Annotated in this window: 21 protein-coding genes; 18 read left to right on the top strand and 3 right to left on the bottom strand. The window is 37.9% G+C overall.

Annotated features, from left to right (window positions below; translation table 11 throughout):
• Positions 1–234 precede the first annotated feature (234 nt).
• The 10 genes from ACFPQ3_RS10310 (at position 235) to ACFPQ3_RS10265 (ending at position 11,115) form a co-directional block, all read left to right on the top strand.
• Entirely contained in the window at positions 235–768 is a 534-nt protein-coding gene (locus ACFPQ3_RS10310) for a hypothetical protein (protein ID WP_156805563.1), read from the top strand.
• Positions 769–829: 61 nt separating this feature from the next.
• Positions 830–1,726 carry a hypothetical protein gene (locus ACFPQ3_RS10305; RefSeq protein WP_156805562.1) on the top strand — a complete coding sequence of 299 codons (897 nt, stop codon included), beginning with the start codon at positions 830–832 and terminating at the stop codon, positions 1,724–1,726.
• A 28-nt stretch (positions 1,727–1,754) separates the two neighbouring features.
• Positions 1,755–2,741: a DUF6287 domain-containing protein gene (locus ACFPQ3_RS10300; protein ID WP_156805561.1), complete on the top strand. Its 987-nt coding sequence runs from the start codon at positions 1,755–1,757 to the stop codon at positions 2,739–2,741.
• A gap of 130 nt (positions 2,742–2,871) precedes the next feature.
• Positions 2,872–3,954 carry a helix-turn-helix transcriptional regulator gene (locus ACFPQ3_RS10295; protein WP_156805560.1) on the top strand — a complete coding sequence of 361 codons (1,083 nt, stop codon included), beginning with the start codon at positions 2,872–2,874 and terminating at the stop codon, positions 3,952–3,954.
• A 70-nt stretch (positions 3,955–4,024) separates the two neighbouring features.
• Positions 4,025–4,630 (top strand): superoxide dismutase SodA, encoded by a 606-nt coding sequence (gene sodA, locus ACFPQ3_RS10290; protein ID WP_156805559.1) that lies wholly within the window; start codon positions 4,025–4,027, stop codon positions 4,628–4,630.
• Between the two features lie 467 nt (positions 4,631–5,097).
• On the top strand, positions 5,098–6,117 hold the full coding sequence (locus tag ACFPQ3_RS10285; RefSeq protein ID WP_198039883.1) for a serine hydrolase: 1,020 nt from the start codon (positions 5,098–5,100) through the stop codon (positions 6,115–6,117).
• 145 nt (positions 6,118–6,262) lie between these two features.
• Positions 6,263–7,627 carry a UDP-N-acetylmuramoyl-L-alanine--D-glutamate ligase gene (gene murD, locus ACFPQ3_RS10280; protein ID WP_156805557.1) on the top strand — a complete coding sequence of 455 codons (1,365 nt, stop codon included), beginning with the start codon at positions 6,263–6,265 and terminating at the stop codon, positions 7,625–7,627.
• Positions 7,628–7,719: 92 nt separating this feature from the next.
• Entirely contained in the window at positions 7,720–8,781 is a 1,062-nt protein-coding gene (locus tag ACFPQ3_RS10275; RefSeq protein ID WP_156805556.1) for a UDP-N-acetylglucosamine--N-acetylmuramyl-(pentapeptide) pyrophosphoryl-undecaprenol N-acetylglucosamine transferase, read from the top strand.
• Positions 8,782–10,062 (top strand): cell division protein FtsQ/DivIB, encoded by a 1,281-nt coding sequence (locus ACFPQ3_RS10270; RefSeq protein WP_156805555.1) that lies wholly within the window; start codon positions 8,782–8,784, stop codon positions 10,060–10,062.
• Positions 10,063–10,218: 156 nt separating this feature from the next.
• On the top strand, positions 10,219–11,115 hold the full coding sequence (locus tag ACFPQ3_RS10265) for a C39 family peptidase (RefSeq protein WP_232323182.1): 897 nt from the start codon (positions 10,219–10,221) through the stop codon (positions 11,113–11,115).
• Between the two features lie 53 nt (positions 11,116–11,168).
• Here the strand turns inward: ACFPQ3_RS10265 and ACFPQ3_RS10260 are convergent, their stop codons facing one another.
• Positions 11,169–11,849, bottom strand: a complete 681-nt coding sequence (locus tag ACFPQ3_RS10260; RefSeq protein ID WP_156805554.1) for a DUF4956 domain-containing protein — start codon at positions 11,847–11,849, stop codon at positions 11,169–11,171.
• Positions 11,850–12,611 (bottom strand): polyphosphate polymerase domain-containing protein, encoded by a 762-nt coding sequence (locus ACFPQ3_RS10255; RefSeq protein ID WP_156805553.1) that lies wholly within the window; start codon positions 12,609–12,611, stop codon positions 11,850–11,852.
• Between the two features lie 230 nt (positions 12,612–12,841).
• Between ACFPQ3_RS10255 and ACFPQ3_RS10250 the strand changes: the two genes are divergently transcribed.
• Positions 12,842–14,116 carry a carbohydrate-binding domain-containing protein gene (locus tag ACFPQ3_RS10250; RefSeq protein WP_156805552.1) on the top strand — a complete coding sequence of 425 codons (1,275 nt, stop codon included), beginning with the start codon at positions 12,842–12,844 and terminating at the stop codon, positions 14,114–14,116.
• Between the two features lie 266 nt (positions 14,117–14,382).
• A complete protein-coding gene (locus tag ACFPQ3_RS10245) occupies positions 14,383–16,053 on the top strand; it encodes a formate--tetrahydrofolate ligase (protein WP_156805551.1) in 1,671 nt (556 codons plus the stop codon).
• A 543-nt stretch (positions 16,054–16,596) separates the two neighbouring features.
• On the opposite strand, the gene ACFPQ3_RS10240 is transcribed toward ACFPQ3_RS10245, so the two are convergent.
• Complete coding sequence (locus ACFPQ3_RS10240; protein WP_232323181.1) at positions 16,597–18,786, bottom strand: LTA synthase family protein; 2,190 nt, start codon at positions 18,784–18,786, stop codon at positions 16,597–16,599.
• A gap of 113 nt (positions 18,787–18,899) precedes the next feature.
• Here ACFPQ3_RS10240 and ACFPQ3_RS10235 point away from each other — a divergent pair, with 113 nt between their 5' ends.
• The 6 genes from ACFPQ3_RS10235 to aroC are packed head-to-tail and all read left to right on the top strand — an operon-like array spanning position 18,900 to position 24,328.
• Positions 18,900–20,063, top strand: coding sequence for a class I SAM-dependent rRNA methyltransferase (locus ACFPQ3_RS10235; RefSeq protein ID WP_156805550.1), 1,164 nt, complete (start codon positions 18,900–18,902; stop codon positions 20,061–20,063).
• A complete protein-coding gene (gene aroD / locus ACFPQ3_RS10230; protein WP_156805549.1) occupies positions 20,060–20,737 on the top strand; it encodes a type I 3-dehydroquinate dehydratase in 678 nt (225 codons plus the stop codon). The genes ACFPQ3_RS10235 and aroD overlap by 4 nt, the downstream gene beginning before the upstream one ends.
• A complete protein-coding gene (locus ACFPQ3_RS10225) occupies positions 20,727–21,590 on the top strand; it encodes a shikimate dehydrogenase (protein ID WP_156805548.1) in 864 nt (287 codons plus the stop codon). The genes aroD and ACFPQ3_RS10225 overlap by 11 nt, the downstream gene beginning before the upstream one ends.
• Positions 21,587–22,087 carry an NUDIX hydrolase gene (locus ACFPQ3_RS10220; protein ID WP_198039882.1) on the top strand — a complete coding sequence of 167 codons (501 nt, stop codon included), beginning with the start codon at positions 21,587–21,589 and terminating at the stop codon, positions 22,085–22,087. Before ACFPQ3_RS10225 ends, ACFPQ3_RS10220 begins: the two co-directional genes overlap by 4 nt.
• A 5-nt stretch (positions 22,088–22,092) precedes the next feature.
• Complete coding sequence (aroB, locus tag ACFPQ3_RS10215; protein WP_156805546.1) at positions 22,093–23,160, top strand: 3-dehydroquinate synthase; 1,068 nt, start codon at positions 22,093–22,095, stop codon at positions 23,158–23,160.
• A 1-nt stretch (position 23,161) separates the two neighbouring features.
• Positions 23,162–24,328 carry a chorismate synthase gene (gene aroC / locus ACFPQ3_RS10210; protein WP_156805545.1) on the top strand — a complete coding sequence of 389 codons (1,167 nt, stop codon included), beginning with the start codon at positions 23,162–23,164 and terminating at the stop codon, positions 24,326–24,328.
• Positions 24,329–24,330: the final 2 nt, after the last annotated feature.

The raw sequence follows: 24,330 nt of genomic DNA, 5'->3' as shown, positions 1-24,330 counted from the left end.
GAAGTGAGTCATTACATGGCGATATACTTTTTAAAGTGCTTTTTTATATGTGGAATTGAAATTTTGAAAAAAATAATAAAAACTTTTCAAAAAAGTCTCATCTGGCAAAATGCTTGCTAGGTGATGTGGTATCTTGAGAGAGTTAGAAATTTCTAGTAACTTCCATGAATCAAATTGAATCACGGAAGAAATTGGAATATTATCTAAAACAAAAAAGAAAAGGATATAGAAAATATGCTTAAAAAATATTTTAATACACCCAAAATGCCCCTATCTTTTTATATTAGTGATTTGACTATTTATAATTTGCTGATGCTTTTATTAATATATTTTGTGAATTCAATTAATAATCCATCTCATAAGCTAGTGATTATTATTTTACATGCAGTTTTACTTGCTATTATCGTTTTGCAATCTTATACTTGGTCATGGTTTTGTGATTATATGTTATTTAAATATGGTAAGAGTGTGTTTGTGCAATTTATGTTTAGACCTTTTGGAATTACAAAGAAAGGCGCTGCCACTGCAGCAATGATTTCATTTGCTACAGATGTCCAACATGATGTGACTTGGGATAAATGGGGATATGCAAAAGTAAGTCGGAATTATAGCTCTAATTTTAAGTCCTTAGGTTGTATGGCTGTTCTATTGTTGTTTCCAAGATTGATGTTGGCATCATTTATTGCTCCATGGACGATTATTTTCCACGTTTGGATTATTAAACAGTACCAAAAAGAAATTCAGGAAGAATTGAAAAATTCAAAATAATCTTTAGAAAGATAAAAATCTTATTTTAAATTGCTTTGAGTTAAGTATGAGGAATGTAATATTGGAACAATATGGTATTGATGAGGAATATAATAATTTTATTGAAACAATAAATGCTAGAAAAAGTGTGATAGTTGAGGATTATAAAGCTAAGTCAGTTAGCCCGTTTTATGGAAATACTTTTTCAGATTTTCAAACAAGCTATGAAACGTACTTAATGGGGGATATCGTACTATCACCAAAAGAGATAAGAAAACTAGAAAAATATGATAATGCCTCAATTGCTGAACATGTGGGTTCGCTAAGTACTGAGGTTGCAACTTCAGAAGAATGGTTTGATTCAATCTATTCTTTAGATCTATTTCAAAATGATGTAAAATTATTACTGACTACCTATTTATATGATGCAATTACACTGATTAGCCGAGTAGAAGCAATGACGAAGGAAGTAAACACGCTTAAATCAGCTCGTTCCACCTGTATTAACGACCGTACTTTTACTAATCTCATATATTTTGGTGGAATTTCTTTAGTAGGATTATTTTTTATAATTGCTTCATTAAGTAAATCATTCTTTTTTGCAATAATTTTCCTAGCAATTATATGGGGTATAGAGCGTTATAGACGTAAGTCACTTAGCAAATCTAATGATATAATTTCAGCATTTACTAAAGATTTAAAACATTCTTTAGATAAGCAAGAGTGGCATATTCATAGAGCAAACGAACATGAACTTATTCGACAGCACGGAAAAGATAGCTCTTCGGAATTCTTTTTGTCACTTTATGATTATATAAGCAAAGGACGTGCATTGAGTTTAGGAGAAGCTATTAATCTTTACTATCAAGAACTTCATAATCTTCATAATAATATGGAGTTGTTACAGCAGCAGTCATTTATCAATCAACAGGCTGAATTAAATCGAAAAGTAAGTGAATTAGGCGATTTATTTAAATAGATAATTATGATATTTTGGAGATAATAAAATGAAAAAATTCTTACTAGGTTTAATTTTGATTTCATCGATCACGTTAACAGCATGTCAAAACAAGACTAACGAAAAAACATCGGTTTCAAAGGAAAGTAAGGTGACTACAACAACTGAAACGACTGCATCAACTACTGCTACACCAAAGGTTGATGAAAGTTTGTATCAGACCATTATTGATCAGTATGCTACGGCTATTGGTTCAAACACGGCTAATCAAGAGTTGAACCCTCTAGCTGTGACGTATGCATCGGTGTATGACACGGCTACTGGCTATGCCTACCATGATTTTGATAAAAATGGGATTTGGGAGTTAGTCATAGGATTTTTACCAAGTAAAATAATACCTGCTCATACAGTTACGGACATTTATACGATAACAAAAGACAATCAGTTGGTTCGTGTGACTTCAAAAGAATTAAATCTTGATATGATTGGGGAACGGATGACGCTTTGGCCGTTGGCTGATGGTAATTTTATATATGCCGGAAGTTCTGGGGATGGTTATCGTTGGTCAGCGACTGGGGATAAATTGGAGAAAATCGATACTCCAACATCAACAGAAAGATTTGATCTTTCTAGTCTTGAATGGACATCTGTTATCAAAGAAGCAGAACCACAAGTGGAGGTTGGTTCATCTGTGGATGTAAATGCTTTGGTAGCTGGTGATTATGCTAGTCTTGCTGGCACATGGACAAATGCGAAGGGAGATGTCCTTGTCATTGATACCAGAGGCAATGTGACGAATAAAGAGTCTAACCGAATTGAAGTTAGAACCATTTCAGAGAATGGGCAAGCTTCTGGTAGCTATATTGCAGGGATGACAGGCGCAAATATCAGTATTTTTCCAGTTGGTGTATCTTTGACGAATTTTGCTAATCCAGAAGAAGTTGATATTAGTGATACATCTAAAGAAAGAATTTTTATTACACAATCATTTAGGACACCTAAGGAAGCTGCAAATGAGATGTATTACCGTCAATAGTGGATTAGTATAGTATTCATATCAATAAAAGCATCCGTGTCGAGAAGATTCGGATGTTTTTAGGAGTGATAATCTATCCTTTATCTGATTTATTTTAGAATTAGGTTATAATAATAGAAATGGAGGTATTATGCTTCAAAAAGATAATAGTGGCAAGAGACAGATGACAATGCTACTTCAGTTATTAGATGGTCAACAGTTAAATAAAAAAGAGTTGGAATTAATGTTTAATGTGTCACCTCGTACCATTCAAAATGACATTGCCCAAATTAAGCAAGTTTTGGAAGAATGTATTTCACAGCGCTATGATTTATTACTTGGAAGTAGTAATTTAATATATTCCCTTACTGATCGCTTTCAAGTTCAACTGAGAAAGTCGGGGGAAGGAGGACAATATTTTGTTAAAGAAAATATTACTAAACTATCAAGCTTCGGCAATTTATTATCTGCCAATGAAAGCTTTGCTATTTTAAAAATTCTCCTTGAAAGTCGTGCATTATCAAATGATGAAATGTTTGGTCTAATTGACAGTATTTTTCAGATTGGTGACAATAATGAATACTTGAAAAATAGTATTTTGAATGAGCGATTTCACTATAAAGGTGTTCCAGACTCTCCGTTACTTGAAATACTAGGGATGATTAATGATGCTATTGAACAGCAATTAGAGATTAGTTTTGATTATACGAAGAATTTTGTAACTCATCATTTTAAGAAACTTCCAGAACAATTATATTTTCAAGATTTGTATTTTTATATGGTTTCTGATCATCATACTAGTCAAGATGACCGTGATTTAACAAATTTAAATAAGTTTCGTGTTAATAATATGAAAAATATTCAGCTTCATGGTAAGAGAAGAAAGCTAGATTATAACAATCGCTTTCAAGCGGGTATTCTTCGTAACAATACGGGCGTGTGGGGGTATTTTGGAAAGCCAATTACATTAAGTATTGAATTTTACTATGATCCAGTCTATGTGCTGGACCGTTTCCCAGGTGCTAAAATCATTTCGCAACATTTTGATGATGATCGACAACAGGTTGTGAGTCGTATTGATATACCAACAAATGATGGTTATGGTGTCAAAATGTGGCTTCTGATGCAGTCTGATCAATTGAAAATTTTGTCTCCAAAGTCAGTTAGAGATTACGTAATCCAGAGCGCTCGTAATATGCTAAATTATTACTCAGAAGATTTAGAAAAGAAGTGAGCAAATCAGTTGAAAGCTCTGCCATTTTCCTATAAAATGAGACTAGAAAAACGAAATGAGGAATTTAATCATGGCAATTATTTTACCAGATTTACCATACGCTTACGATGCACTTGAGCCAGTTATTGATGCTGAAACAATGACCCTTCACCACGATAAACACCACGCAACTTACGTGGCGAATGTGAATGCTGCGCTTGAAAAACACCCTGAAATCGGTGAAGATTTAGTGGCGCTCTTGTCAGATGTTGAGTCAATTCCAGCAGACATTCGTCAAGCAGTTATCAACAACGGTGGTGGTCACTTAAATCACGCTCTTTTCTGGGAACTCCTTTCACCAGAAAAAACAGAAATCACAGCAGAAGTAGCAACAGCTATTGATGAAGCCTTTGGTTCATTTGACGCTTTCAAAGAGGCGTTCACAGTAGCAGCAACAACACGCTTTGGTTCAGGATGGGCTTTCCTTGTTGTCAATGCAGAAGGTAAACTTGAAGTAGTATCAACACCAAATCAAGAAACACCAATTATGGATGGCAAACAACCAATCTTAGCACTTGACGTTTGGGAACATGCTTATTACCTCAACTACCGTAACGTACGTCCAAACTACATCAAAGCATTCTTTGAAATCATCAACTGGAATAAAGTTGATGAACTCTATAAAGCAGCAAAATAATTGGCGATGCTTTTCAAGTAAGACGATAATTCTTTCTTGAAAAGTTAGTAAGTCCTCTAGAAAAGTCTCATAGGACTTTTCGCGTGACATCGAGCGCTTCTCCGATGGAGCTGAGGAGTGGAATAAAGTAACTGAATTGTACGCAGTAACTAGATAATACTGAGAGAACTGGCTTTGGTCGGTTCTTTTTTGATGTTATTATTAGAGACTTCTTCAAATTTGGTTTATAATGACCAATGGATATGAAAAAAGAAAATAGATGTCGTTCTGATCAACGACACAGAAAACGAGGATTTTCAGATTATTTGAAAACTGTTGTAAAAAATATTAAGAGACGTAGGCGGAGAAATCAAAGAAAATCTGGAGTTATTGCAGACTTGAGAATTCCTAAGGTAAGAGTTACTCAGCTTTTAATTGTATTTTGGCTACTTATTATACCTTTTTTACTTTGGAGGTTTCCCCTAAAGATGACTAGGAAAGAATCTCAGTTTTTCGCGTATCATGCTAAAGAGGAGGAGGTAGCTCTGATAAATCTGGATATTAAGGAAGTTATCGTGACTCCAACTTTTAAAAGTATGGAAGCAAAAGAAGCTGTTATGGCTGAAGATTTGCCTTATATGTATTCATTGGGATTGTATTATGATTACAGCCACCTCAGTTTAGAAGAAACGATTAAAACGTTTTTATCTGAACAGGGGCTAGATGCTTCTCAAGTTGCGTTCTCTTATAAGAATTTGAATACAAATGAGACATTTTCATTGAATGATACTCAGCCTATGACTGCAGGCTCTACTTATAAGTTGCCACTTGGAATGTTGATTATTGATGAGGTTGAAGCTGGACGTCTTGATATGGCTGAGGAAGTGCCTTATACAACTATTAACAATATCACTGAGGCGCCTGATTACCCTCTTTACTTAACTGGCTTTGGGGAAACGATGAATTGGACACAGATTCTTGATAATGCCCTCATTCATTCTGAAAATACGCCAGCTTATATTATGGCTGATCGTTTGGGAGGGTTTCATGACGCCTATCAAAAAATATCAACATTTGGTCAATCAAAGGGAGATATTAAGACCATTGACTATGAAGGAGGTAATAAGACGACCAGTGCTTACTACATACAGGTACTTGATTATCTATGGCAACATAAGGAAAAGTATGCGCCAATCATTGCTCGATTAGATGCTTCTTTCTCGGGTCAATGGTATGAGCAATATGTTCACTCAGTGCGCATTTCTCAAAAACCAGGTTTTTCTCAGGAAGCTTTGAATGTGAATGCTATCGTAGAAGAAGAGATTCCTTATATTATTTCGGTTTATACAGCAGGATTTGGTGGAAGCAATGAAAATACAGTAGAGATGAGTGGGTATGGTCACTATCAATTAGCCTGTCTAGCATATGTCATTAACGAATGGCATAGAGTTAATATGAATCCAGAAAAAGAAATGCCTAAAGTGGAGATAACACTAGAAAATAATTGATTTTTGGTGATGGGGAACTAACTAGGAGGTTGCTTTTGCAGTCTCTTTTTTGATTTTATGTGCAGCTCTAGCCTTTATCTTGAAAAATACCCTTATAAAAGGTAAAATAAATAGGATATAAATGATAGAATGGACTTGTTGTGGCATGAAACAGATCACAGATTTTAAAAATAAAAAAGTACTTGTATTAGGTTTAGCACGATCAGGAGAAGCAGCAGCACGGCTTTTAGCAAGTCTTGGAGCTATTGTGACGGTTAATGATGGCAAACCATTCAATGAAAATCCATCAGCACAGGCTCTCCTTGAAGAAGGAATTAAGGTTGTTTGTGGCAGCCATCCTATCGAACTTTTGGATGAAAATTTTGAAGTCATGGTAAAAAATCCAGGGATTCGTTACGATAACCCAATGGTGGCTCGTGCACTTGAAAAAGGTATTCCAGTGTGGACTGAGGTTGAACTAGCTTACCTTATTTCGGAGGCGCAGATTGTTGCTATTACAGGTTCAAATGGTAAGACAACAACGACAACAATGATTGCTGAGGTGTTTAATCATGGTGGAAAGTCTGCACTTTTATCTGGAAATATTGGGTTTCCAGCCTCTGAAGTAGCAGTTACTGCCACAGCAAAAGATACCCTTATTATGGAGTTATCTTCCTTCCAACTTATGGGCATCAATAATTTTCATCCTCATATTGCGTTGATTACTAATTTGATGCCGACACACATTGACTATCATGGTGATTTTGATGCTTATGTTGAAGCAAAGTGGAACATGCAAAATCGCATGACCGAAGAAGATTTTGTTGTTCTTAATTTTAATCAAGACTTGGCTAAAGAGCTAGCGCAAAAAACACAGGCTATAGTTGTCCCATTTTCAACGACAGAAAAAGTAGATGGTGCATATCTTTATGATGAGACACTTTATTATAAAAATGAGGCAATCATGTTAGCAGCTGAAATCGGTGTTCCTGGTTCGCATAATGTGGAAAATGCCCTAGCAACTATTGCTGTGGCTAAATTATCGGGCATTTCAAATCAAGTTATCAAAGAAGCTCTTGTGTCCTTTGGGGGTGTCAAACACCGTCTTCAATATGTTGGAGAAATTCAAGGGGTTAAATTTTATAACGATTCGAAATCAACTAATATTTTAGCCACACAAAAAGCTCTGTCTGGTTTTGATAATGCCAAAACAATATTAATTGCAGGAGGCTTGGATCGTGGTAATGAATTTGATGAACTTGTCCCTGATATTGAGGGACTTAAGTTGATGGTTGTTCTTGGAGAGTCAGCACCTCGTGTTAAAAGAGCAGCTCAAAAAGCAGGTGTAAGGACGCTTGACGCTAAAGACATAGCTGATGCTACTCGAATCGCCTTTGAACAAGCGCAAGCAGGTGAGTTTGTTCTCCTTAGTCCAGCAAATGCAAGCTGGGATATGTATAAAAATTTTGAAGTACGTGGCGATGAGTTTATCGCTAGCTTTGAAGAATTAACCTTAAACAATAGCAGATAATTAAAAATGGTAAAATAACACGTTTTCTTGCAAGTGTAGAGAGCGGTTAGGTTAATGCTCTTTAGGTGGTAGGAAGGCAAAGAAAAAATATGATGGCAAAAAAAATTGTATTTACTGGTGGCGGGACAGTTGGTCATGTTACACTTAATCTTATTTTAATTCCTAAGTTTATCGAAGACGGGTGGGAAGTTCACTATATTGGTGATAAAAATGGCATTGAGCACAAAGAAATTGAAAAATTAGGTCTTAATGTAACGTTCCATTCGATTGCAACAGGAAAACTTCGTCGCTATTTTTCATGGCAAAATATACTAGATATTTTTAAGGTTACTTGGGGAGTCTTACAGTCATTTATTATCTTAGCTAGGATAAGACCACAGGCACTTTTCTCTAAAGGAGGATTTGTATCTGTTCCCCCCGTTGTAGCGGCTAAGAGTTTGCGTATTCCGGTATTTATTCACGAATCAGATTTATCTATGGGGTTGGCCAATAAAATTGCTTATAAATTTGCGACGACAATGTACACCACTTTTGAACAGGCAGAAGGGCTTGTTAAAACACAACATGTTGGTGCAATTACTAAAGTTGGTAAGGCTAAACCATTTGAACAGGGACAGCTTGACCAGATTAAAGAACAATTTGATACTGGTAAAATAACCTTGTTATTTATTGGTGGGTCAGCAGGTGCTAGAGTTTTTAATGAGTTTATCAACCAGCATGATTTGACAAATGATTTTAATATCATCAATATTTCTGGAGATGAAAGCCTTAATACCTTATCACAAAATTTGTATCGTATCCATTATGTAACGGATTTATATCAACCTTTGATGGATTTGGCTGATGTAGTTGTCACTCGTGGAGGCTCAAATACCATATTTGAATTGGTTGCCATGCAAAAACTTCATGTGATTGTACCGCTTGGAAAAGATGCTTCACGCGGTGATCAGCTGGAAAATGCGGCATATTTTGTGGAAAAAGGCTACGCTGAACAATTACTTGAGCCTGACTTAACAGTAGATAACTTAAAAGAGAAAGTTGCTCTGCTATTGTCTCAAAAAGAAAACTATCAAGAGGCTATGGCAAATTCAAAAGAAATTACCTCTCCAGAAGATTTCTATACACTCTTGAGTAATGCCGTTGAAGGGAAGTAAATGACTAAAGAAAATGAAATGTTAGAGCCTGAAAAGTCAACTGAAAAAACGGAATGGCAGAAACGCCATGAAGAGTTTGTGGCGAGAAAGGCAACTAAAAAAATAGAAGAAGACAAACTGCTGACAGAAAAGAAAGCAGAATCATTAGAAGAGGAAAAGGAACTTTCAGGTGAAGAAATTTCTTCCGAGCCTTTTGAAAAGGAAACTCAGGAAGAGCCTCTTAATGAGGAGGATGCAACCGAGGAGCTAGAAATAGAATCTGAGCTAGAAGATATTCCAAATGAAGAGCCAGAGGCAGGGCTTTCTGAAATCACTGAAGTGAAAAATTCATCTGATAAGAATTCGATAGATGATAAGTTGTTAAAACAACAGCTCAAGGCTGATAAAAAGGCAAAACGCTTGGAGCAACGTCTTCAAACCCGTCCCTTACGGCTAGCGAAGGTAAAAGTGGCTTCAATAACTTTTGTAGCGCTGATCACGATTATTATTTCAGGTTTCATTCTTAGCCCGTACAGCAAAAAGAAAATCTTTAACGTAACTGGATTAGAGCATGTTGATCGGAATGCCATTTTGATTTCTACGGGAATTCAAAAATCTGATTATATTAGTACTGTTTTTTTCAAGAAAAAGTCAACGGAACAAGCTATTTTGGCTGCCAATCCATGGGTGAAACAAGCAACTATCAGTTACCGTTTTCCTAATGTTTTTGATGTTACCATTATAGAAAATCGCATTATTGCCTATGCTCAGACAGAATCAGGTTACCAACCTGTTCTTGAAAATGGTGTCCGTATGCCGGTTATTTCAGAATCTCAGTTACCAGAGCATTTTTTGACGGTTAATTTGACTGATGAAAAAGCGGTGCAATCTTTGGTTGTGCAACTGGCTAAATTAGATGAAAAATTGGTTGCTAATATTCAAGTTGTGAATCCAGTGACTGATGCAGCCACAAAGGATTTAATTCTTTTAGAAGTTAAAGATGGACATCGTATTCGCGTCCCTCTTTCTCAAATTGATGTTAAATTACCATTTTATGTCAAAATTGCAGGCACACTGACTTCACCTAGTATTATTGATATGGAAGTTGGGATTTTCACAACAAATGAGACTATAGAAGCAACCATGGCACAGGAAAAAGTAGAACGTGAGGAAGCTAAGAAGAAGGCAGAAGAAGAGGCTAAGAAATCTGAAAAATCAGCTGAAGATGGCGACAATTCAGAAGAAGGAACTTTAGAAAATCCCGAGGAAACGACTAGCCAAGAAGCTTTAAGTTCAGAATAAGAAGAACTGTCAGAAACTGAAGCAACTAGTACAGAAATGAAAAGTCAATAAGAAAATATACTCATTTGAACTCTCTTGAAAAAGGGAGTTTTTATTTATAATCAATTTGCATTTTTTTATGAAAACGTTATAATGATAGCAAAACGAGGTGATTTCATGGAAAAGAAGCTTTTTAAATATAAGATGCCAGTCCTCCTCCTTCTGACTTTATTTGGCGGTAGATTTTTTCTCAGTCAACCTAATGGAGGAAAAGAAAATAATCAGAATAATCAGCTGACCCAGGCAGAAAATTCGACAACATCTGAAAATGCCAAAATAGAGGATACTACTAAAGTTACGACAGGGACGACTACAACTGCAAGTTCTGAATCGACAATAGAAAAAAGTAGCGAGACAACAGACACACAAGATGTTCTGCAAACAGATGTTGCTAGTAGCAAGGCTCCTAAACAAATGACTGAGACTACCATAAGTGCACCTCAATCAAGTAGCACATCTCAAGGAGGGCAAAAGGTTAGGTTAAATGTCATGCATCAACTTCAGAGAACGGCAACTTCCTGTGCCCCAACTACAGTCAGCATGCTCCTAGCTTATAAAGGCATAGATATTAGCCAAGAAATTTTGGCAGACCAGATGGGAACGGATAATTCCTTTGGGACTCATAATAGCGATGCTATTGGAGTCTTAAATCGTCATCTCTTTGGCTATGATGTTCCTGGACATGGACAGGCAGGTTATCGCCTAGCAACAGTTACCAATCCGGAGGCGGATAAGGCCCTTTTCAAAGAAAGGCTTAAGCAAAACATTGACGATGATTATCCAATGTACTATACCATAGAACTGTCAACCCTTTACCCTAATATAAAGGCAGAACATAATGTCCTTGGAGTAGGTTATCAGCTCAATGCTGCAGGGGATGATATTGAGTACGTTTACTACCTAGACCCAGCCCCATCTATGCAGGATCCTGTCTATGGTGGATTGAAAAAAATTACGGTTGAAGAATTGCTCTACTCAACCAGTGTCTGTGTGGAACCCAATTACGGATGGTAAGAAATAGCAAAGAAAATCCCCAGAAAATTTTTCCGGGGATGTTTTTGGTCTCTTTACAAGTTCTTGCGTTTTTTAGCTTCAGTGGTCAATTTAAAGTCTGAAACCTCTAGAACCTCAAGGAGGTGTTGGCTGAGGTTGAAGTCATCGTTTGGTGATAAGAGCTCAACTTCATAGGCCAGTTTAAGGTTACTACTTTTTTTGCCGCTTTTAACTGAGATCAGCTCAATGGCAGAGCAATATTTCTCGAGTGCAGCCTGAAGCTGCTTTTCCAGGTTCTGATCCTGAGCTAGGCTCAAAGTTAGGTGACGACGGGTCTGTAAGGGTAGCTTGCTCTGCCCTTTTTCTAAGAGGAACCAAATAGCAAGAATTAGGATGGTGGTGATGAGGGCAAGTAGCAAGTAACCTGTCCCTGCAGCAAGTCCGATAATCATAGAGATGAAGATGGCTAGGAGTTCACGAGAGCCGCTGGTCGCTGAACGGAAGCGAATTAGTGAGAAAGTTCCGGCAACGGCAATACTAGTCCCTAGACTGCCGTTGACTAAGAAGATTACCAGGGTCATGAGACTGGGGAGTAGGGTAAGTGTGATGATGAACTCCCGAGTATAGAGGGTCCGGTACTTGTAAACATAGGATAGTGCAAGTCCTAAAATAAGACTGACTCCTAGGGCCATAAAGAGGAGAAAGGGGTCCACAGAACTGCTAGTGGTTTGGAAAATGCTGTCAAAAATGGTCATCTAGGCACCTACGCTTTCTTTCTTAACTTTTGCTTGTGGCTGATAATCTAAACCTTGTGATCTATGATAGGCACAGGAATATTTAGAAAACTTCATCTTAACCAAACCATGTTTTTCTAAGATTTCCTTCAGCCATTCAGGTTTATCCTTACTGGCCTTGATTTCCATAACCATCTGGTTATCTTCTAATAAAGGAAGGCCTTCTGTTCCAGCACTTAAGTCAACATCAAAATCGCGGTAACGGAGGTTACGGTCAAAGGTAATCCTTACTTTATCGACCAACTTTTTCTTTTGTTTAAGTGAGAAACGATCATAGTAGATATAGATACGGGGTTTAAGTCCAGGATAGCGCTGGCCTAAGGCATTGATTTCTTGAATCAAAGCTCCATCAGTCATTGATTTGTCGGCTTCACCAGAGGTCAATAGCTTATTGATTGCTTCAAGTTTTGAAACGAGTCTAAACTTGTGACCAATCCCTTCAGAATCTTTCTGTTTTATTTCCAAGAAGGCCGGGCAATCCTTGCTAGGATTTGCAGAATAGCTGCGCATTCTAATTTTTTCACGTAGATTCTTTTTCGCTAAGGCGTCTTTAATAACGTCAAAATCAGGAGTGTCGTAATAGATGTTACTAATAGTAGAAGTCGGGTAGTCATCTTCTTTTAAATAAACTTTTAAATCTTTTAGAAGCTCATCGAGTTGTTCTTTTTTGACAATGTATTTTGTCTCTACTCGTTTAAATTGTGTTTGAATCTTTTCAGTCATTTGAATTCTCCTCATATTTTCATATTGGTGATGGATGAGTTAGCTGACAGTTTTAGTCAGGTCTTACTCTCCAGATTGCTTTCTGAAACTAACTATAAGGGAGAAAACTGAAAGTTTTATTAAAAAATAGCAGAGCAAAAATCATTTTAAGTTTTCTTTATGAAAACTTTCAGCCAAGTTTCAGATTTGACCGGTAAACTTAACCTATCAAATGAAATGAGGGCAAGATTATGCTAAAAACAACACAAAAGAAAGTAGTTTTCACCAGTTTAACAGTTCTGCTTTTATTGACAGCTTGCTCAAGCAAACAAGCGACGAGTCAATCAAGCAGTCAAACCACTACAAGTGAAACAGTGATGACAAGTATCAGTAATCCGACTAGCAGCATTAGTGCAAATTCTGATTATTTTACCAATACGGATTTAACGGATAGCTATGATGAATCGACGGCTGCAACCATTACTTTATCGGGAACAAATGCTGCCATATCTGGAGATGGCGTTTCTGTATCTGGTTCAACGGTAACCATTTCAACATCTGGAACCTATATCATTTCAGGTGAGAGTGAAGACATGCAAATCCTAGTCGAAGCCTCTGATGCAGATAAGGTTCAATTAGTCTTGAACGGTGTCACCATGAAGGGAAGTGAGGCTTTAATCGCTGTTAAAGAGGCTGATAAGGTTGTTATCACAACAGCAGCTGGAACTATAAATACAATTGAAGATTCTAATCACTCCACTGATGACTACAGCGCAGCTATTTACAGTAAAAGCGATTTAACCTTTAACGGTTCAGGAAGCTTGACAGTCACAGGAAACTATAATAATGCTATCAAGGGTAATGATGATGTCAAGTTTACTGGCGGAACTTACACGATTACATCAACTGTTAAGCATGCCATTTCTGCCAATGATGCCTTAAATATTGTGAATTCTGACATGACCTTGACAGCGGCAGAAGATGCCATTCACTCAGATAATGATGAAGATACGGAGCTTGGTAATATCTATATTGAGTCTGGAAATATTACTATTAATGCAGGGGATGACGCTATCCATGCTTCAAATATCCTCACCATTGATAATGGAACGATTGATATCCAGTCATGTGTCGAAGGGATCGAAGGGAAGATTGTTACCATCAATGATGGAAGCATTAAGATTGTTTCTTCAGATGATGGTATTAACGGTAGCGACTGGGCTTCGACTGCAGGTGAGATGCAAAAGCAAGAAGGTGTCTCAGTTACCATCAATGGTGGAAATATCACTATTGACATGGCTCAAGGAGATACGGATGCCATTGATTCCAACGGAGATTTAACCATCACAGGAGGTACTATTACCATTACTGGACAGTCAGCTTTCGACTATGATGGAACTGGAAAATATACTGGTGGGACCCTAATAGTTAATGACAAAACTGTGACAGACCTTACCCAAACTGGTCCAGGTGCCATGGCTGGTTTCGGAGCAGGAGCACCAGGACAAGGCGGTCGTGGTTTCTAAATATGATTAAAGGCTACCTAAGGGTAGTCTTTTTGCTGATTTTAGGTTAGAATAAGAAAGGAAGGCCCTTCTTGCTATCGCTCTATTTTTTAGGCAGAGCTTTTATAGTTTGCTTTGTTCAAATTTTTAGATAAAATAGAATAAAATGTGATATAAAAGGGATAACAATCTATAAAAAACGAACAATTATCACATCAGGTGCAAACAACACGTGTTTTTTAACCTGGGTCTGTTATAATAGATTTATTAAATTTGCGAGGTGTCTCATGAAATCTGATATCGAAATTGCACAAAGCGTTCAACTGAAACCAATCACGGAAATTGTCGAAAAAGTTGGAATTACTTTTGATGATATTGAACTCTATGGAAAATATAAAGCAAAACTATCTTTTGATAAAATTAAGGCTGTTCAAAATAACGATGCTGGTAAACTTGTTTTAGTAACTGCGATTAACCCAACGCCAGCAGGTGAAGGAAAATCAACCATGTCTATCGGTCTAGCAGATGCTCTTAATAAGATTGGTAAAAAAACCATGATTGCCCTTCGTGAACCATCTCTTGGACCGGTTATGGGAATTAAAGGCGGAGCAGCAGGGGGCGGTTACGCCCAAGTTCTTCCAATGGAGGATATTAACCTTCATTTTACAGGTGATATGCATGCCATTACAGCAGCTAACAATGCGCTTTCAGCTCTTCTAGATAATCATATTCAGCAGGGAAATGAGCTTGGTATCGACCAACGTCGTATTATTTGGAAGCGTGTGGTTGACCTCAATGATCGTGCCCTTCGTCAAGTAATTGTGGGACTTGGCAGTCCAGTCAACGGCATTCCTCGTGAAGACGGCTTCGACATTACGGTTGCTTCTGAAATTATGGCAATTTTGTGCCTTGCGACAGATTTGAAAGATTTGAAAAAACGCTTAGCTAATATCGTTGTGGCTTATACCTATGATCGTCAGCCTGTTTATGTCCGAGATCTTAAAGTTGAAGGTGCTCTGACTCTTATTCTTAAAGATGCCATTAAGCCAAATTTAGTACAAACGATTTATGGGACACCTGCGCTTGTTCATGGTGGTCCATTTGCTAATATTGCACATGGTTGTAACTCTGTTCTTGCAACGACAACTGCTTTACGTTTGGCAGATTATACGATTACAGAAGCAGGTTTTGGTGCAGATCTAGGTGCCGAGAAATTCCTTGATATTAAAACACCAAATCTACCAAAATCTCCAGATGCCGTTGTCATTGTTGCAACTCTTCGCGCGCTAAAAATGCATGGTGGTGTAGCTAAGACTGAATTGGGACAAGAAAATGTTGAAGCTGTTCGTAATGGTTTTGCTAATCTTAAACGCCATGTTGAAAATATTCGTAAGTTTGGTATTCCAGCAGTGGTTGCGATTAATGAATTTATTTCTGATACAGAAGCTGAAATCGCTACACTTAAAGAACTTTGCGCAGCAATTGAAGTTCCTGTTGAATTAGCTAGTGTTTGGGCAAATGGTGCAGATGGTGGTATAGATTTGGCTCACGCAGTGGTTGATGCGGTTGAAAATGGTGGGGCTGATTACAAGCGTCTTTACTCAGATGAGGATAGTCTTGAGGAAAAAATCACTAAAATTGTGACAGAAATTTATGGTGGAAAAGCTGTTCAGTTTGGGCCTAAAGCTAAAATGCAACTCAAACAATTCTCAGAATTTGGCTGGGATAAGCTACCAGTCTGCATGGCCAAGACACAGTACTCATTCTCAGATAATCAATTCTTGCTTGGTGCTCCTGAACATTTCGACATCACTATCCGTGAATTTGTACCAAAAACAGGAGCTGGTTTCATCGTTGCTTTAACAGGTGATGTTATGACTATGCCAGGGCTTCCAAAACAACCTGCAGCGCTCAATATGGATGTTTCAGAAGATGGGACTGCAGTAGGGTTGTTCTAGTAATTTTTTCTAATAATCAATTATAAAAGTCAACTTCAGTTGGCTTTTTTGGGTTACAAAAAACCTCTCCTGCAGCATCAGGAGAGGTTATACTTATTTACAATCAAAATCTGATAACTTGTATTGTAGGGATGCTCCAAAAGTCTGGGAGACCTTTGGAGGTTGGAAATAAGATGATCGCTAACGATTCCGTAGTATTAAAATGTTTTAGATTCAAGCTTGAAAACGAACGAGTGGGAATAATCCAGTGAATGTTTTAGGTAGACACTTGAAAATGAAGAAGTGTCCAGTTTAGGACTTCCAATCACCAACTGCATCAATCTGTTATTACTATAAAAAAAGAAGGTTGAGATATTTTTGTTCGAAGTTCTAGTCTCAATATAAACTATAAATCTGGTTGAATTTCTATAACAAGAGACATTTAATCCACTCCAATTGTTATAATATAAGGTCCACAATTCTAGATTTTGAATTGCATTCAGTATTGAAAAGTATCATTAGCTCAACTACAAAATATTTAAAGAGAAGTGAGAGTCAATGAAACTAATCTTTCTTTTCTGTTGTACTGGTTTGGCTAGTTGTTTCATTTTCCTCAGGTTTAGGATTGAGGGCTGTATAGCTAGGGGCATTAAAGCGATCAACGGTTGTTTTATTACCATTTTGGCTATAGATGCTAGTTGATTTAGGGCCACGTTTTTCTTCAATTTCTTTTAGTCTATCCAGACTTTGGGTGTAAGAAAAAGTTTTAATATCAACGACTTTTAGCCCATTATCCGTATCAAAACGGAGTAAATCCCCCGTTTGAATCTCATCACTGATTTTAAGTTGTAATGTTGCTTCAGCTCGGACTTCCTCAAGTTTAGCAGAAGTATTTTCATCGGGGTTAGTGATTTCAAGTCCGCTGACGGTGTCGTATATGCGACCATTGTAGGAAGTATACTGAGGTGTGATGTAACTGCCAGCAGTTCGAAGTGCAACGATTTGTTTATTATCAGCAGATAATAAATCTTGACCAACTTGACTGAAGTTGGCAGTATCAATACCTAAGACATGAAGAAGGGTCGGAAGTCCATCAATTTCACCACCAAAAGTATCACTGATAAAACCTTTGGTCATTCCTGGAACATGAACCATATAGGGAACACGTTGTAACATGGCATTATCATATTGACTCCAAGTTTCAGAATCTTTGTCCAGTAGGGGGGCTAATTCTGGATTGCGCGAATTTGAAATACCGTAGTGATCGCCATAGAGTACTATAACAGAGTTATCATAAATGCCTGTATCTTTAAAGTATTGAAAGAGTGCCTTTATGGATGAATCTAGGTAATTGGCAGTCGCAAAATAACCATTAATGGTTTCATCATTTGTTTGTGCCAATGGAAATCCTTGCTCGTCACTGTTACCTGCTAGACTATTATAGGGGTAATGGTTAGTAACTGTTATAAATTTGGTATAAAAAGGTTGTTGCATGTGCTCCAAATATTTAATGGAATCAGCTAACATGGTTTTGTCGTTAAGTCCATATTGGAATGAATTACTTGCAGTTTGTTTAGAAAAGTATGAGGCATCAAAGAAGTAGTTATATCCCCACTGTTTATAGGCATTGTTACGATTCCAAAAAGAGCCAACATTTCCATGAAAAACTGCGCTAGTGTAGTCACCGTTTTGGGCCAAAATAGTTGGTGCAGCAAATTGGGTATTTTCGCCTCCATAGTTAACCATGAAAGAGCCGTTTGAAAGGCCGAATAAACCTGTTTCCATCATGGTTTCGGCATCTGATGTTTTACCGGCTTTAACTTGATTAAAAAAGTTAGAGAAGGCAAATGTTTCTGTGGAATGATAAAGCGAATTGATAAAGGGAGTAACTTCATATTCTTTATCATCAATTTTGAGTTTGTAGTCAATTAAAAATTGTTGAAAACTCTCCAAATGTAGGACAATCACATTACGTCCTTTGCCAATTCCAAAATAATTTTGATTTGGTGCGGCGTATTGAGTAGCGAGGTATTCCTTGACAGGAACCAAATCTTTAGCACTGGCACTATCACGTTCTTTTTGAGCTTGAATGGCTTGGTTCGTTGAGTAAATACTAAAGGTTGGCAAACCTAGAGCACGTACAACATAAGTATTTGAAAAACCACGTGTCAATAGTTCAGGGCGGTCTAACTCTGCCATGAAGAGGTTAATTGAAAAGGCGAGTGCTGACAAGGAGGTGACAGCGAAGCTAGCTCTTTTGTGGAAGGGGCGACTGTCTGTGGTGATTTTCTTTTTCCAAAATAACAACACCAAAATGAGGTAGTCAAGCAAATAGATGATGTCCCAAACTTGAAGAGAGTCAATGACAGTCTTACCAAGACCTTCAGAAGTTTTTCGGCTGGCCATAGCAGAGCTAAACGTGATAAAATCGGCAAATTCACGATAGTAAATGATGTTGGCAAAAAGAAGGATAGTCAGGAGGGCTGAAATCAACCAAGCAATGAAGTAAAACGATTTTTTTCGGTTAATATAAAGGGATAGCCCAATTAGCATCAAACCAATGGGAATAGGGTTAATTATAACTATGATCAGGCGGAGATAGTATTGGACCGGATGCTCAACAGAAGCTAGATCCAAATTAAAGGCCATAAAATATGCCCATATCGTTTTGAGGGTATAGCCTAATAATAACAATAAGATGAAGCCTAATCTGGTTGAGACGACATCAAAGAAAGTGTCTTTAAATCTTTTCAAAGTGTTTTCCTCATTCATAGAAATCATATGACTTCATTATAACACAAAACAAAAATCAAGAGTAATCTAAAACCATTGTGGCTAATTGTCTGAAAATTTGCTATAATACTCCTATGATTAAACTTGTTATGGGTGATTTAGCTGAAAAGCGTGTTAAATCAGGTGTTCAGCTCATAGATGGCAGAGACTTTCTAGACCAAATAGTTACGGACGGAGTGGTTTCTTTGGTCAATCAAAAAGGCGCTTTTCTTGGTACGGCTTACTTGTCTCGCCAAAATAAGGGGATTGGTTGGGTTCTATCTCGAGAAGCGATTGAGGTAACGGAAGATTATCTGATTCATCTCTTTAAAAAGGCGAAACAAAAACGTAGGCAATTTGAGATGTCAGATTTAACGACAGCTTACCGTCTTTTTAATCAAGATGGAGATAATCTAGGTGGCCTTACTATTGACAGATATGGAGATTACGCTCTCTTTTCTTGGTATAATTCCTATATCTATCGTCAGAAAGAACTTATTATTTCTGCCTTTCAAAAGGTTTTTCCAGAACTCAAAGGTGCTTATGGGAAAGTACGTTTTAAAAGTGACCTTCCTGAAAGTTCTTATCTATATGGGGAAGAAGCGCTTAATCCTTTCGAGATTTTGGAAAATGGCGTGCGCTATTCAGTCTTTTTAAACGATGGACTAATGACAGGGATTTTCTTAGACCAACATGAGGTCAGAGGAAGTTTGGTTGATGGTTTAGCCTTAGGAAAAACAGTTCTTAATATGTTTTCTTACACTGCAGCCTTTTCTGTTGCCGCAGCCATGGGTGGTGCAATAGAGACTACATCAGTTGATTTGGCCAAAAGGTCTCGAGAACTCTCGCAAGCTCATTTTAAAGCAAATGGTCTTGGACTTGAAAATCACCAGTTTGTTGTCATGGATGTCTTTGACTATTTTAAATATGCGAGACGCCATGCTCTGAAATTTGATGTGATTGTCATCGACCCACCAAGTTTTGCTAGAAATAAAAAACAGACCTTTTCTGTCTTAAAAGATTATCATAAATTGATTGCGCAGGCATTAGATATTTTAAGTCCTAGAGGGATTATTGTTGCATCAACAAATGCCTCAAATATGACAACGCAGCAATTTAAGAAACAAATTCAAAAGGGACTTGGAAAAATCAAGTACCAATTTATAGATTTAAAACAGTTGCCGGGTGATTTCACTGTCAACAAAAATGATGAAAGCAGTAATTACTTAAAAGTATTTACGATAAAGGTAAACCAATGAAAATTGTCGTTCCAGTAATGCCTAGGAGCTTAGAAGAAGCTCAATTGCTTGACGTGACTAAGTATGATTTAGCAGATATTATTGAATGGCGGGCTGATTACTTGCCAAAAGAAGAGATTTTAACGGTTGCCCCTGCGATTTTTGAAAAATTTGTAGGTCGCGAGGTACTTTTTACCCTTCGTACAACTCATGAAGGTGGAAATATTGAATTAGAAGACCAGGAATATGTAGGTCTTATCAAAGAAATCAGTGCGATTTACCAGCCAGACTACATTGATTACGAGTATTTTTCACACATGGGTGTGTTTAACGAGATGCTTGATTTTTCAAATTTGGTATTGTCTTATCATAATTTTAATGAAACTCCAAGTAACATAATGGAAGCCTTTTCTGAGATGACAGCTCTGTCACCACGTATCGTAAAAATTGCAGTCATGCCTATTACACATCAAGATGTTCTTGATTTGATGAACTTTACTAGAGGTTTTAAGACTCTGAACCCTGAACAGGAATATGCGGTCATGTCGATGGGCAAATTGGGGCGTATTACCCGTATTGCAGGCGAGTTGATGGGATCGTGCTGGTCCTACGCCAGCCTTGAAGAGGAAAGTGCCCCAGGACAAATTCCTCTTCATCAATTGACGAAGTTTTTGGAGGTGCTAAATGCAGATTAATGGACACACACGTTTAGCTGCTGTGGTAGCAAGACCGATCAAGCATTCTATTTCTCCCTTTATTCACAACTACGCTTTTAACAAGACGAATATCAATGGTGTTTATGTAGCTTGGGACATTCCTGAAAGGGATCTTGAAGAAACCCTTAAAAATGTGAAGCGCTATGACATGTGGGGTGTTAATATTTCCATGCCTTATAAGCAAGCTGTTTTGCCTTATATGGACGAATTGACGGATTCAGCTCAACTTATTGGTGCGGTCAACACGGTTATCAACCGAGATGGAAAATTGATTGGCCATAATACAGACGGTATTGGATTTTTCAAATCATTATCGACTTTTTTAGATTTTGATGTCAAAGGGAAACATATGACCATTTTAGGCGGTGGTGGTGCGGCAACGGCAATCATTGCCCAGGCAGCGCTCAATGGTGCCAGTCATATCACGATATTTAACCAGACAGCATTTTTAGAGGAAACACGAGAAAAAGCGCAAGCCTTGTCCCAAAAAACAGATGTGGTGATTGATGTTTATCCGATTGAAAATCTTGCCTTGATTGAGGAAAAAGTGGCTGAAAGTCAGTTGTTTGTTAATGCGACTAGTGTGGGCATGGATGGTCAGTCAATGATTATTTGTGATGATTTTCAATTTCCAGAAGGTCTTACAGTAGCAGATGTGATTTACCAACCCTTTGAAACCTCATTTTTAAAACTGGCACGTAGCCGTGGACTTAAAGCTATTAATGGGTTGGGAATGCTTCTGTTTCAAGCTGCTGCAGCCTTTGAAGAATGGACAGGGGCAGAAATGTCAACTGATGAGATTTGGCAGGCATTAGAGGAAAAGTATCAGTGATAAAAACCTATCAGATTGGCGACAGTGATTTTCAGGTTGCACGTCAACGTCAGGCAGTACGTGTCCTTGTTTTAACTCCTGATGAGAAAGTTCTTGTCATGACTTATGGCAAATATGATTTCTCAGTTTTACCAGGTGGTGGATTAGAAGAAGGTGAAACCTTGGAACAGGCTTGTCGTCGTGAGATTTTAGAAGAAACAGGATATCAGTGCAGATGGATAAGTCAACTGTGCCAGATTGATGATTACCGAAAAAATGAGCAACTGCTTCAAATTCACTATGGGTTTGTTGCTGGGGTGTCTGAGAGCAAGCTAGCCCAGAATCTCGACGAGGATGAAAAATCCGATAAGGTTTATTTAGAATTGTTAACCTTGGAAGAACTTGTCAAACGTTTTTCTGTTCAACAACCTCATACAGAACAACAGAGCCTCTTACGCCAGCGTGATAGGATAATTTTACAAGAAGCCCTAACTTATTTACATCAAGTGAGGAAGTGATAGCGATGAAATTACATGTTGATTTAGCGACAAATCCCTATGATATCATGATTGAACGAGGGTCTCTTACAAGTGTAGGAGACTGGGCTCGTTCAATCTTGAATTGTCAGAAGATTGCGATTATAACAGATGACCACGTTGCCTCTCTCTATGCAGAGACGGTTCAACAAAGTCTTGAAACTGCCGGTTTTGAGATCTTTGTTTTTGAGTTTTTAGAAGGAGAGGCTTCCAAAAATCTTACAACAGTTAATAATGCCTACGATTTCTTGCTTGAAAATGGGCTAACCAGGGGTGATGGCATTGTTGCTCTTGGTGGTGGTGTTGTCGGTGATTTAGCTGGTTTTGTTGCTTCGACTTATATGCGAGGCATTCCATTTTTACAGATACCGACAAGTCTGACTGCACAAGTGGATTCTTCCATTGGTGGTAAAACAGGCGTCAATACGCCAAGGGCCAAGAATAGTGTGGGAACATTTGCTCAGCCTAAAGGGGTTTTTATTGATCCAGATGTTCTTAAGACGCTGGGAAAACGTGAACTTATTGAAGGTATGGGAGAAGTGATCAAATATGGTCTCATTGATGATGTTGACCTGTGGGAGATCCTAGAAACTTTAGATGGAAGTCCAGAATCTATTTTGGAGCATGCTGAAGACATTATTTATCATTCTTGTAATGTGAAACGTAAGATTGTTGTCGAGGATGAGTTTGAAGGTGGAATCCGTATGTACCTAAATTTTGGTCATACGATTGGGCATGCCATTGAACAAACAGCGGGATATGGTAAGGTCATGCACGGTGAGGCTGTTGCGATTGGTATGGTTCAAATATCTCGTGTAGCTGAGAAAAAAGGTTTGATGCCAGCTGGAATGACTGACAAAATTATTAACATGTGTGCAAAATTTGGTTTACCAACGGACCATAAGCCTTGGCTGGTTAATGATTTGTACGCTGCACTGACGCATGATAAAAAGGCAAGTGGTAATACTATCAAGACCGTCATTGTACCTAAATTAGGTAGCGCAGCCATTAACCAAATCCCTTTGGAGGAAATGAAAGAGTATCTGGAGAAATAAGATGAGATATTTAACCGCAGGTGAGTCCCACGGACCACGATTGACAGCTATTATTGAAGGTGTACCGGCAGGTTTACCCTTGACAGCCCAAGATATCAACGGTGATTTAAAACGTCGTCAGGGTGGTTATGGTCGCGGTGGTCGCATGAAAATCGAAAGCGACGTTGTTGAGATTACTTCTGGTGTTCGTCATGGAAAGACGACTGGAGCACCGATAACGCTTCATGTCATCAATAAAGACCATCAAAAATGGCTTGATATTATGGCAGTAGAAGATATTGAAGACCGTCTTAAAACAAAGAGAAAAATCAAACACCCCCGTCCAGGTCATGCAGACCTTGTTGGCGGTATGAAATATCGCTTTGATGATTTAAGAAATTCTCTAGAGCGTTCATCTGCGCGTGAAACAACGATGCGTGTGGCAGTTGGAGCAGTTGCCAAAAGAATTTTAGCAGAGCTCGATATTGAAATCGCTAATCATGTTGTTGTATTTGGTGGTAAAGAAATTGATGTTCCAGCTGATTTGACAGTCTCTGAGATTAAGAAATTGGCTCAGGAATCAGAAATTTCTGTTGTTAATCGAGAACGAGAACAGGAAATCAAGGATTACATAGATCAAATTAAAAAAGAAGGGGACACGATTGGTGGAGTTGTAGAAACAATCGTTGGTGGTGTTCCAGTAGGTTTAGGTTCTTTTGTACAATGGGATACCAAATTGGATGCTAAGTTAGCTCAGGCAGTTGTGTCTATCAATGCTTTTAAGGGCGTTGAATTTGGTGTCGGTTTCCAAGCAGGTTACCGTAAAGGTTCTGAGGTTATGGATGAAATTCTTTGGAATACAGAAGATGGCTATACGCGTCGTACCAATAACCTCGGTGGTTTTGAAGGTGGTATGACTAATGGTCAGCCTATTATCATTCGAGGTGTGATGAAGCCAATTCCGACTTTGTATAAACCCTTAATGTCAGTTGATATTGAAACACATGAACCTTATAAGGCAACTGTAGAGCGTTCAGATCCAACGGCTCTTCCAGCAGCAGGTGTGGTTATGGAAAGTGTCGTTGCTACAGTCATTGCTCAGGAAATCTTAGAGAAATTTTCATCAGACAATATGGAAGAATTAAAGGCAGCTGTGGATTCACACCGTAACTATGTTAGAAAGTTTTAGTC

It is taken from the genome of Streptococcus caledonicus (assembly GCF_042656225.1).
GTDB classification, from domain to species: domain Bacteria; phylum Bacillota; class Bacilli; order Lactobacillales; family Streptococcaceae; genus Streptococcus; species Streptococcus caledonicus.
This window is presented reverse-complemented; position numbering and strand designations above follow the sequence as displayed.

Bases quoted from the DNA above. Each gene is read 5' to 3' on its own strand.
- ACFPQ3_RS10310 (WP_156805563.1), top strand. From the start codon at position 235: ATGCTTAAAAAATATTTTAATACACCCAAAATGCCCCTATCTTTTTAT.
- ACFPQ3_RS10300 (WP_156805561.1), top strand. From the start codon at position 1,755: ATGAAAAAATTCTTACTAGGTTTAATTTTGATTTCATCGATCACGTTA.
- ACFPQ3_RS10295 (WP_156805560.1), top strand. From the start codon at position 2,872: ATGCTTCAAAAAGATAATAGTGGCAAGAGACAGATGACAATGCTACTT.
- sodA (WP_156805559.1), top strand. From the start codon at position 4,025: ATGGCAATTATTTTACCAGATTTACCATACGCTTACGATGCACTTGAG.
- ACFPQ3_RS10285 (WP_198039883.1), top strand. From the start codon at position 5,098: ATGACTAGGAAAGAATCTCAGTTTTTCGCGTATCATGCTAAAGAGGAG.
- murD (WP_156805557.1), top strand. From the start codon at position 6,263: ATGAAACAGATCACAGATTTTAAAAATAAAAAAGTACTTGTATTAGGT.
- ACFPQ3_RS10275 (WP_156805556.1), top strand. From the start codon at position 7,720: ATGGCAAAAAAAATTGTATTTACTGGTGGCGGGACAGTTGGTCATGTT.
- ACFPQ3_RS10270 (WP_156805555.1), top strand. From the start codon at position 8,782: ATGACTAAAGAAAATGAAATGTTAGAGCCTGAAAAGTCAACTGAAAAA.
- ACFPQ3_RS10265 (WP_232323182.1), top strand. From the start codon at position 10,219: ATGGAAAAGAAGCTTTTTAAATATAAGATGCCAGTCCTCCTCCTTCTG.
- ACFPQ3_RS10260 (WP_156805554.1), bottom strand. From the start codon at position 11,849: ATGACCATTTTTGACAGCATTTTCCAAACCACTAGCAGTTCTGTGGAC.
- ACFPQ3_RS10255 (WP_156805553.1), bottom strand. From the start codon at position 12,611: ATGACTGAAAAGATTCAAACACAATTTAAACGAGTAGAGACAAAATAC.
- ACFPQ3_RS10250 (WP_156805552.1), top strand. From the start codon at position 12,842: ATGCTAAAAACAACACAAAAGAAAGTAGTTTTCACCAGTTTAACAGTT.
- ACFPQ3_RS10245 (WP_156805551.1), top strand. From the start codon at position 14,383: ATGAAATCTGATATCGAAATTGCACAAAGCGTTCAACTGAAACCAATC.
- ACFPQ3_RS10235 (WP_156805550.1), top strand. From the start codon at position 18,900: ATGATTAAACTTGTTATGGGTGATTTAGCTGAAAAGCGTGTTAAATCA.
- aroD (WP_156805549.1), top strand. From the start codon at position 20,060: ATGAAAATTGTCGTTCCAGTAATGCCTAGGAGCTTAGAAGAAGCTCAA.
- ACFPQ3_RS10225 (WP_156805548.1), top strand. From the start codon at position 20,727: ATGCAGATTAATGGACACACACGTTTAGCTGCTGTGGTAGCAAGACCG.
- aroB (WP_156805546.1), top strand. From the start codon at position 22,093: ATGAAATTACATGTTGATTTAGCGACAAATCCCTATGATATCATGATT.
- aroC (WP_156805545.1), top strand. From the start codon at position 23,162: ATGAGATATTTAACCGCAGGTGAGTCCCACGGACCACGATTGACAGCT.